This window comes from Mangrovivirga halotolerans (assembly GCF_026241165.1).
Lineage (GTDB): Bacteria > Bacteroidota > Bacteroidia > Cytophagales > Cyclobacteriaceae > Mangrovivirga > Mangrovivirga halotolerans.
Genome location: NZ_JAPFQN010000008.1, coordinates 37320 through 46094 on the forward strand (window position 1 = coordinate 37320; position 8775 = coordinate 46094).

4 protein-coding genes are annotated in these 8775 nt (G+C 35.1%); 1 reads left to right on the plus strand and 3 read right to left on the minus strand.

Features of this window, described 5'->3' with window-relative positions:
- Positions 1-72: 72 nt before the first annotated feature.
- Positions 73-945 carry a succinate--CoA ligase subunit alpha gene (sucD, locus tag OO013_RS14930; protein WP_266057719.1) on the minus strand — a complete coding sequence of 291 codons (873 nt, stop codon included), beginning with the start codon at positions 943-945 and terminating at the stop codon, positions 73-75.
- Between the two features lie 141 nt (positions 946-1086).
- Between sucD and OO013_RS14935 the strand changes: the two genes are divergently transcribed.
- Positions 1087-3420 (plus strand): penicillin acylase family protein, encoded by a 2334-nt coding sequence (locus tag OO013_RS14935; protein ID WP_266057721.1) that lies wholly within the window; start codon positions 1087-1089, stop codon positions 3418-3420.
- A 40-nt stretch (positions 3421-3460) separates the two neighbouring features.
- Here OO013_RS14935 and OO013_RS14940 read toward each other — a convergent pair whose 3' ends face one another.
- Together OO013_RS14940 and OO013_RS14945 are read right to left on the minus strand one after the other, a co-directional pair.
- Positions 3461-4810 carry a RagB/SusD family nutrient uptake outer membrane protein gene (locus tag OO013_RS14940; RefSeq protein WP_266057723.1) on the minus strand — a complete coding sequence of 450 codons (1350 nt, stop codon included), beginning with the start codon at positions 4808-4810 and terminating at the stop codon, positions 3461-3463.
- A 15-nt stretch (positions 4811-4825) separates the two neighbouring features.
- Entirely contained in the window at positions 4826-7816 is a 2991-nt protein-coding gene (locus OO013_RS14945; RefSeq protein WP_266057724.1) for a SusC/RagA family TonB-linked outer membrane protein, read from the minus strand.
- Positions 7817-8775 lie beyond the last annotated feature (959 nt).

The window sequence follows — 8775 nt, forward strand, 5'->3', positions numbered from 1 at the left end:
ATATAAACATGCAGAAATAAAAAAAGGCTTGCGATATATATCACAAGCCTTTTTAACTATATATAAATAGTCTTAGGCTAATGCATTTTTCATTGTTTCACCAATATCAGCAGGTGATTTCACAACGTGAATTCCACACTCTGACATGATCTTCATTTTTGCTTCAGCTGTATCATCTTTACCGCCGATGATCGCTCCAGCGTGCCCCATTCTTCTACCCGGAGGCGCTGTCTGACCTGCAATGAAACCTACTACTGGTTTCTTATTTCCTGTTTCTTTAATGTATTTTGCAGCCTCTGCTTCATAGTTACCACCGATCTCTCCTATCATAACAATAGCATCAGTATCAGGGTCTTCCATTAACATTTTAACCGCATCCTTTGTTGGAGTACCAATAATCGGATCACCGCCAATTCCAATCGCAGTTGAGATTCCAAGATCAGCTTTTACAATTTGGTCGGCAGCCTCATAAGTTAAAGTACCTGATTTAGAAACGATTCCTATTTTTCCTTTTTTGAAAACGAATCCAGGCATTATACCAACCTTTGCCTCTCCAGGAGTAATAACTCCAGGACAGTTAGGTCCAATCAATATAACATCCTTATCACTAATATATTCTTTTACAGTAATCATATCTTTTACCGGAATACCTTCAGTAATAGTAATGACCACTTTTATACCTGCATCGGCAGCTTCCATAATTGCATCTGCAGCAAATGCAGGAGGAACAAAGATGATAGATACATCTGCACCTGTTTCTTTAACTGCATCTGAAACAGAATTGAAAACTGGTTTGCCAAGATGTGATTGTCCGCCTTTGCCAGGTGTAACACCACCAACAACATTGGTACCGTAATCAATCATTTGCTCAGCATGGAAAGAACCTTCAGAACCAGTAAAGCCCTGAACTATAACTTTTGAATCTTTATTTACTAGTACGCTCATATCTGCTATGGTAAAATTTTGGTGACAAAAATAGGGCATCATGACCCAATATCAAAAGTTAACGATTTATAATTCGCTAAGTGTTTAAAAATTTAATAAAGTTATTATCTTGATTTCTATGTTATTAAATCGTTTGTATAAATGAAAAAATCTATCACCAGGATATTTTTAGGTGTAATCGCCGTAATTGTCGTAATTCTAGTTGTTGGTTTTATATGGTCGAGATCTTTTAAACCAGATTATTCAGAAAACAGGGCTCTTTTGGGGCTTCAGGATTCAGTTGAAGTTTATTATGATCAACATGGTGTTCCGCATATTTTTGCTTCAAATGAAATCGATGCTTACCGCACTCTTGGATATACACAGGCAAAAGACCGTTTTTTTCAGATGGATTTATTCCGAAGAATAGGAAGTGGAACATTATCTGAGTTATTTGGTAAGGATATGCTTAAAAATGATCAGTTTTTAAGGTCGTTACAAATCAAAAGACACGCACAAAAAAGTATTAATCAACTCGACGAAAAATCTCCCTGGACCAAGGGTATGAAAGCCTACATAGAAGGAATAAATGAATATCTCAAAAAAAATAAACCAATAGAATATTATTTACTGGGCACAGAACCGGAACCTTTTACTTTAGAAGATATCTATTACGTTACAGGATACATGTCTTATTCTTTTGCAATGGCAATTAGAACTGAACCAACATTACAATTTATAAAAAGTGAATATGGTTCAGAATATCTGGCAGACCTGGCAATTGATTATGATACTTCTGCTACTACAATACCTGCTTCATCTATATATAGGAGTAAAGATATTCAGGCTATGGCTATATCCCTTAATGAACAAATAAATTCATTAAATATGCCAGTCTTAATCGGATCTAACTCCTGGATAGCATCTGGTTCAAAGACAAAATCGGGATATCCATTATTTGCCAATGATCCACATATTAGTTTTTCCCAACCGGCAATTTGGTATGAAGCGCATATTGTAACTCCTGATTTTAATTTTTATGGGAGTCACCTGCCTGGAGTTCCTTTCGGTATCATTGGACATACAGATCGACATTCATGGGGATTTACTATGTTTGAAAATGATGATATGGATCTTTACCAGGGGAAAAGCATTACAGATAAGTCTTATAAATATCGTGATGAAGAAATAGAGTATGATATAATTGAAGAAGAATTTAAGATCCTAGGTGAAAAGCCTGTTAAGAAAAAATATCGAAAAACTGTTCATGGGATAGTTATTAATGATGTAGTGGACGAATTAAAAAATTACAAGGACCCTGTTAGCTTATGGTGGGTTTATTTAGAATTCGATGATCAATTAATGGAAGCATGTTATAAATTTTCTCATTCAAAAAACCTTGAGGAAATTGAAAATGCAATAAAGCTTGTACATGCTCCCGGACTTAATGTGATGTATGCAGATACATCAGGAAATATAGCCTGGTATGCAGCAGCTAAACTTCCAGATCGCTCAAACCAGGGTAATTCTAAATTCTTTCTAGATGGAGTTACAGGAAAAGATGATATAACAGAATTCTATCCTTTTTCTGTAAACCCTAAATCTTTAAACCCTGAAAGCGGATTTATATATTCTGCAAACAATCAGTCAGAATCTACAATTGATTCAATTAAAATTCCAGGATACTATTTACCGGATGACAGGGCAAATCGCATTATCGAAATGATTGAAAGCAAAGATGATCTTGACATCGGGTATTTTCAAAAAATGCAATTAGATAACTATAATGAAACTTCACTCTTCTTTAGTCAATGGTTATCTGAGTATGCAATTGGTAGCTTGAAAAAAGAACTAGAAGATTTTAAAGGGAATTTTAATCGTGATTCTGAAGTGTCCGCTAAAATCCAATTTGGAATAGAGAAATTTTCTGAAGAGGTATATAAAGATGAATTAGGAGAAAAGCTCTATAGCACCTTTTTACAAACTCACCTCTACAAAAGGACATTTGAAAAATTAATTAAGGAGAAAAATTCTGTTTGGATTGATGACATTTCTACTGAAGAAAAAGAGTCTGTAAAAGAAATTATGAACAGGGTAATAAATGCGATAAACTCAAATGATTTTTCAAATTGGGCTAGCGATCATATTCTCACTCATGAACATCCAGTAGGCAGTCAAAAACCATTGAATTTATTATTTAATGTAGGTCCGTTTGAAGTTGGCTCTACGAATGAAGCCTTAAATAACTACTTGTTTAATTATCAAAGTCGACCTTATAAAGTTCATGCAGGTCCATCGATGAGAAAAATCGTTGACTTATCTGATATTAATAGTTCCTTAAATGTTTTACCAACTGGTCAATCTGGTGTCTTTAACAGTGACTGGTATGATGATCAAAGTGAAATGTATGTAAATGGGAACTGGAGGTCAATGCTTTTTTCAGAGGAAAATATTAAAAAAAGTGTTGCAAGTAAATCAACATTTTCAAAGGAATAAAAAAAGGGGCAATTGCCCCTTTTTATTTTTTTGATTTTATTTATTGGTTTTGTTCCCAATTAATTTCTGATACTCTTCTGGCTACCTGGGTAAAAATATTACCTCCAGAGCGTAAATCTACGTAGGTATCATTTAATCTGTCTGTTCTTCTAAGATCTATCCAACGATGACCAGCTTCAGCCCATAATGAATATCTTCTCTGAAAAAGAATCTCATCAATTAACTCATCATTAGATGTGCCTCCAGAATAATCAGCTATTCCCCATGTATTTCGAATCAGATTAATAGCATCTATAGCATCCTGGGTATTACCTTCCCAAACACTGGCTTCCGCATAAATCAGAATTAATTCTTCATTCCTAATATAAGTAATGTTAGTAGTGTTTGAAGGCCATCTGGCATCCTGGTATTCTCCAGGAATAGCATCACCATTATCATCACTAATGTTATTATTTATAACAGGATCATCTCGTTGAAAAAATTTATTTACAACTCGTTGATCACCAGGTAATGCATCTTCAATTAATGCAGGATGAACTATCAAAATAGTACTTGTTGCTGCATTCAATGGATAAAATAAGGGGTTACTTACATCTGGTGGATTCCCGAAAACATGTGCGGGCCCTATATTAAAAGATGTATCCATATCCATAAAGCTATCTTCAAGAGCTGTTAATGCACCCGAATAATCTTCAGCATAAAGTGCTGCTCTGGCAGCGATAGCTCTATTAACTTCAATCATACCAGCTGGACTGTCAAATCCCAAATAGCCTGAGGTTAATTGGAAGTCAAAACTAGAACCTGCAGCTTGTAAATCCTGCAAGCCGTCATCCAAGATATTTCTAATCTCTGCTAACGCTTCATCATAGGGTAATATCGGGCCTGGGTTTAATTTATCTTCCACATCAATGCGTATTCCATTTTGATACTGCTGCATAAGTGGATATAATAATTGGTGGCCTTTGATAGTTTTTGCAAACCCTGTGTAGCCTGCAGCTTCTTCAGCAGTTAAAGCTTCCGTGTTTTCGACGGATTGAATCAAAATGTTAGCTTGTTTAACTGCTAAATAAGGTAAAATGTAAGAATCACCAGAAGCAAAAAAGTCATTATATGTTTCTGTAATCTCCAATCCCAACCATTCATTTTGAAATCTGGGATCTGAACCGAAATATGGATAAACTTCTCTTCCGAATGTACCAAACATCTCAGTAGCATTTTCGTAATACCCTCTACTTCGGGTTTCCAGGCCAGTAATTAACACCTGTAATTCTGCTTTAGAAGCATTATCCAATACACTTGCCAATGAAGGGTTATTTGGATCGACCACTTCATCTATTTCACAGGCAAAAACAAATAAAATACTAAATAAAAATATATATATACGTTTCATGTTTTTGTCTTTTAATTAAAATTCAAATGATACATGGAAGAAATATCTTCTCGATGAAGGGTATGGTGTTACTTCAATATTAGAAGATACAGGCTGGCTACCAAAATTTGAAACTTCCGGATCATAACTTTCATAAGGAGTCCATAAAAGTATATTGTTAGCAGATAAGCCCACCTTTATATTTTGAAAAGCGCCATTTGCAAAAGTTTCTAAAACTTCCTGTGGGAACCTATAATATAATCCTAGCTCTCGTAATTTTAAATAATCAGAGTCTTGAATATAAACGCCAGTATTTCCTCCAGCCCAATTTAAAAGTCTTTCCAGGCCATCAGGAGTTCCATCATTATTTGCATCGTTATCCCATCCTGGAGTGGTTCCACCATCATCCCAAAGAAGTGATGAGAGATTTATGTTTTGACCTCCCTTTTTCCAATGGAACAAAAACGACAATTCGAAATTCTTCAGGAAAACTATAGAGTTATACCAACTCATATCAAAATCAGCTTGCCTATCACCGTAAACAGTAAAGCCAGCAGGGAAATCCTCTCCTTCTCCACTAGGAGTACCTATGATTGTAGTTGGTGAATATCCTTCTGCATATACATAAGACCCTAAAGAAGGCCCGAATCCTCCTACTGTTTGCTGGGGAATCTGCAAATCAGTTAGTTCGGAACGGTTTCTCCACCACAATAATCTAGTATTCCATTCAAAATTATCACTGCGATAAGGTGAACCGCTAATCGCTAATTCTATACCTCTATTTTCTAAATCAGCAGCGTTAGTTGCTATGGCTAAAATTCCTGTAGATTCTGCAGGTTCTAAATCAAGAATTAGATCGCGAACTGTTTTGATATAGTAGGTTGCTTCGAATTGAATTTGATTATTGAAGAATCCAATATCAGCACCAAATTCTATTTCAGATGCGGTTTCTGGAACTAGATCCGGATCAACTCCCCTGGTTCCAACCTGCCCTCCAAGAAATCCTCCAATTACTTGTGGTGTTAAGGATTCAAATGTATTCTCATATTGAGGTAATCCTCCGGTTTCACCATAAGCAGTCCTAAGTTTTAACTGACTTACAGTAGAGCTATTCCAAAAATCAAAATTATGAAGGTTGGCAGCCAAAGAAGCTTTAGGAAAAGCATAATATTTATCCTGATCGTAATTCAAAGTTGACTTATCGAATCTTACTCCTACCGTTCCGATTAACTTTTCTTCCCAATTCAATTCTTCCTGAAATATCCATCCAAGATCAGTTATTATTGTTCTAGTTTGATCAAGTACAGAAACTACACTCGCCCATTCCATATTATTCTGACCTCCGGCTAGCCCTCTACCTCTTGTCAAAAGAAAATCAGCATTTTGATCTAGTCTGACAACTCCAGCCTGCGTGGTAGAACTTATCGATCCGAATTGAGTACCAAATACGAATATCCCCTGAAGATTTGTATTTACTGCATGCGTATTACCCCATGTCACATCACCCGGATTTGCTTCTGCTTGTTGGTGTTGTAAAATTTCAGGAAAATAAACCAATGATTCTCCAGTTAGGTCATCAATACCTCCTGAAAGACTAAAAGACAGGTATGAAGTATTATTTTGAAATATATCCCAGTCAAGATCAAAGCTTGTTATAAATCGACTGGTCTTATATCTGTTTTCCGCTAGATCCCTTATGGCTAAAGGGTTATCGTTGAAATAATCGTTATTGGGATAGTTTCCAAATTCATCCGGGAACAAATCTGCATATGAGGGAGTATACGCCAAAGCATAGCCCATACTTCCTCCTGTATTATTTTGATTTCCGGTAAATCCTCTATCACTTTCTGATTTAAGGTAATTAGAGGCAATGGATATCTTCAAATTATCGAATAACTTTTGTGTAACGTTAGCTCTAATTGAATACCTTTCAAAACCAGTGTTTTTAATAATACCATCCTCATTTTGAATACTACCGGACACAAAATATGTAGTCCTTTCGTTTCCACCACTTACACTTAATTGTGTTTTGGAAAGTAAAGCTGTTTCACCATATATAACATCTTCCCAATCTGCAACCCTGTTTTCGGAAACTGCTTCATTATATTTTTGAAGTTCAGCTTGTCCTGCATCCCCATCACCAAAATAAGCAATAATTTTATCAGGATTCCAATCATCAAAATTTTGAAAATTTTGTCCTTGGGCAAAACCAACATTTTGACTTATCCGAATTGTTGGTTTTCCTTTTGTTCCTTTTTTTGTGGTAATAATTATAACACCAGCATTAGCTCGCGTACCATAAATAGCTGCAGCTGATGGTCCTTTTAAAACTTCTATGCGTTCTATATCCTCAGGATTTAAGTCTGCAATACGATTTGCAGCATTATCTTGAGTAGCACTTGACTGTCCACCAGTAGCTCCACTAACTTGTGAGCGTCCAGTTCTAAATGAAGAGTTATTCACATATACCCCATCAACTATATAAAGAGGTTGAGAGGATCCCGCACCTAAAGTAGAAATTCCACGTAGTTGTACATTTATACCACCACCTGGCGCACCACCATTTGCGTTCATATTAACACCAGGAATTTTACCGTACATAGCATTATCTACTGTTTGCTGTACAGTTTTTCCAGTTAATTCTTCATTATCAATTGTGGCAACTGCATTTGCCAGATTTGACCTTTTTACATTGGAGGCTAATCCTGAAATAACCACTTCTTCTAATGCTGTAACATCCTCTGTCAATGTTACATTTAGAGTAGACCCAGTAACTTCTCGTTTCTCAGTTAAGAATCCAACAAATGTAAATACTAATGTTGAACCCTCTTGAACAGTTAAAGAATATTCACCGTCAATATTTGTAACAGTACCACGATTGGTACCTTCGATAATAACATTAACGCCAGTTAATTCTTCACCCGTTTCCGAGGTTACCACTCCGGAAACATTAATTTCCTGCCCTATTAATAAGCCAGGAAATCCCAGAATGATAAATAAAATGAATACTAGTAATTTGTTTTTCATAGGCTGTAGGTTTATTGTTAAAAGTATAATATATAATAATTATTAAATACTTAATAATTTTATACTTATAAAATCAAAAACCTTACATGTAAAACTTAGTTAAATCAAATTAAAAATATAATTTCTGAAACTATAAAAACATAATTACCACAATTTCAAAGACTTTAATTATCACAACTTATACCCCTGAATATTAATATTAGAATAGTCAATTATTTGAGGAAATTTGAAAAAAATACTAAACTTAGAATAATCCATTATACACTAAAAAATACGAGTATTTATCAGGCTAATTGGGCTAAAATAAATTATATTTTATATTCTTTTTATATAAATTCACTTAATAAACAATCATTAACAATGAAAAATTAATGCCTCATAACTTTCTATAAAAAAGAAAATATTAGAGTTTAAAATATTATTCAAATAAGTTATTGTAGACAAGGCCTGGATAGTAAGTATAAGAGCGAGTGCAGAAAGGCTTTAATCATGGTAGGGGTCAAGCACAGACGATCCTTCGATATCAGGGCTTTGATAATAAAATGATCCATAGCGTTGAATGTCAGAGTCAAACATCCTTTTGTAACCGTATGAAAAATCTCCCTGAAAATTGATGAGGCGTTGTTATAAACGACAACCATACTGGACATATCAAGTTGTAATACATTCAGAAGTAAGCCATAAAATCTTAACTAATATTTTGTCGCAGGTGATGGATAGAGAGTGAGTGAGTGAAGTTTGAAGAGTGCAGGACTACGGAGTGAGAGTGAGTGTGGAGGGGCAGTTGTCTTAGTAGGGTTCAGGCATAAAAAAAAGCCTCACCGAATATCGATGAGGCTGTGATAATAAAATGGCGATGATACTGACGAGCCTATCGGCTATCAGCATCTTGTTTCTTATAAGTATCAGGCATAAAAAAACCCTGACGATCTAACGATGTCAGGGTTATAATAATAAAA